Annotated in this window: 2 protein-coding genes and 1 pseudogene; all 3 read left to right on the top strand. The window is 30.6% G+C overall.

The genetic code is table 11. From position 1 onward, the window contains the following. On the top strand, positions 1–422 hold a 422-nt coding region (locus SOY52_RS00460), incomplete at its 5' end, for an alpha/beta hydrolase fold domain-containing protein (protein ID WP_320847020.1). 273 nt (positions 423–695) lie between these two features. After that, positions 696–1,118 (top strand): annotated as a pseudogene (locus tag SOY52_RS00455) (AAA family ATPase); the annotation flags it as partial. 108 nt (positions 1,119–1,226) lie between these two features. Then, positions 1,227–1,862 carry a DUF234 domain-containing protein gene (locus SOY52_RS00450; protein WP_320847021.1) on the top strand — a complete coding sequence of 212 codons (636 nt, stop codon included), beginning with the start codon at positions 1,227–1,229 and terminating at the stop codon, positions 1,860–1,862. The last annotated feature ends 176 nt before the right edge of the window (positions 1,863–2,038 follow it).

The following is a 2,038-nucleotide window of genomic DNA, read 5'->3' as shown; positions in this document are numbered from 1 at the left end:
ATAAAATGATGAAGTTTTATATTAGCTGCTACCAAAGAGAGCCAAAGGATATTTTATCACCACTATTTTCACCTCTTTTAGCTCAAGATCTTTCTAGACTCCCAGATACTTTAATAATTGGTGCCGAATTTGATCCTCTTAAGGATGATGGAAGGCTTTTTGCTAATGCATTAAATGTATCGGGCTCAAATGCTAACTATATTGAAATAAAAGGTACAGTACATGGCTTTATAAATTATCCAAAGGCAGTAGGCGCAGAGGAAACAGATTGCATGATAAGGCAATTTACCTCAGGTCGTCCTATAGACAAGATTCAACCGATAACTGAAGCAGAACTGAAACGACAAGGTAGGTTGAAAATGCAGGAAGCCTCACAAAAGTTTAAAGCAAAAGCAAATAAACAAGAAGAGAAGGATGAATAGTTTATATTTTAGAACTGACAAGATAATTTTACATTATTAACTCCAAAGTTAGTTATTCGAAAGTTACTTACCAAGGAGTTAATAGTGCAGAATAATATCTTCATAGGTAGAAAAAAAGAGCTCAAGCTACTAGAGGAATTATACAATTCTCAGAAATTTGAAATGCTCATTCTTCGTGGAAGAATAAAAGTAGGTAAATCATACCTTCTCAATCATTTTTAAAAAAAGTATCAAAATAATACAGTATTCTTTACTGCTGATAAATCAGCTGAAAAATCAAATGTAAAAAGCTTTTGTGAAGAACTTAATAATGTATTAAAGTTTGGCACTTTTCTTAATTCATTCGAAACCTGGAAGGATGTTTTTTCCTTTTTTAAGGATATAGAGTTAAAACAAAGGTTAGTTATAATAATTGATGAATTTACTTATCTACATAGCTCAAATCCTGCTTTCGATTCCATACTCCAAAATGCAATTGACAGAGTATTGAAGCAAAAAAATGTATTTCTAATACTTTGCGGTTCAGAGGTTTCAACTATTGAGGATATTATTGATGATTCTACAAAACCCTTATATGGTAGGAAAACTGCAGAACTTAAATTAGAACCTTTTTCATACTTGGAAGCAAAAGAGTTTTTCCCTAAATATTCAAATGAGGAGGCTTTAACAGTATATTCAATTCTCGGCGGAACTCCTTTATATCTTTCTCTATTTGACGATAGCTTATCAATAAGAGAAAATATAATTAAGAATTGTCTATCTACCACAGGATATCTTTTTAACGAAGTAGAAAACTTATTACGCATGGAACTAAAAGAGACTTCGTTTTATAAAAATATAATGTTAGCAATTAATTCAGGAGCTTCAAATCTAAATACTATTAGAGATAAAGTTGGAGAAGATTCTGCTAAAATATCAAAATATATTTCTGTATTAATTAATTTAGGCTATATAAAAAAAGAAATTCCATGTGGAGAAAAAGATAGAATTAGAAATACATTGTATTCAATATCGGATAATTATTTTGCTTTCTATTTTGCATTCATATTTAAGCACCGCAATATTCTAAATGGTTTCATTTCTCCAGAGATATTTTATGAAAAAGAAATGACAAATGAGAAATTAAATGCATTCATAGGAAAGCGCTTTGAGGACATTTGTAAAGCATATCTAAAACAACAATTTTATCTTGGGAAAATGCCATTTTATCCACAAGAAATTGGCCGTTGGTGGGGCAATAACCCGATATTAAAGAAACAGGAAGAAATCGATATTCTTGCATTAGACGATGAGAATGCAATAATTTGTGAATGCAAATACACTAATGAGAAGTTTGATCTTAAGCAGCTTAAAGATTTAGAGCAGTCAGCACTTTGTATAAATAAAGAAAATAAAAGCTTTATTATTTTTTCTAAGAGTGGTGTCACCACAAAGGTGTAATAATTAATCATTTATAATTCAAATTATAAAGTTCTTACAATTGAAGATCTTTATCGGTAGGTAATAAAAAACCCCTCTGCGGAGAAAAGGAGGTAAACCGCTCTGAGGGGAACAAAAGGAGGTAAATTTTTTATAAGGGATTTTGTTTTTCCCTTATTGATGGCTTAAAGATATTC

Origin of the sequence: Bullifex sp., assembly GCF_034103065.1 — a bacterium.
GTDB lineage: Bacteria > Spirochaetota > Spirochaetia > Sphaerochaetales > Sphaerochaetaceae > Bullifex.
This window is presented reverse-complemented; position numbering and strand designations above follow the sequence as displayed.

Excerpts from the sequence above, each read along its gene's own strand:
- SOY52_RS00450 (WP_320847021.1), top strand. The coding sequence starts at position 1,227 with ATGGAACTAAAAGAGACTTCGTTTTATAAAAATATAATGTTAGCAATT.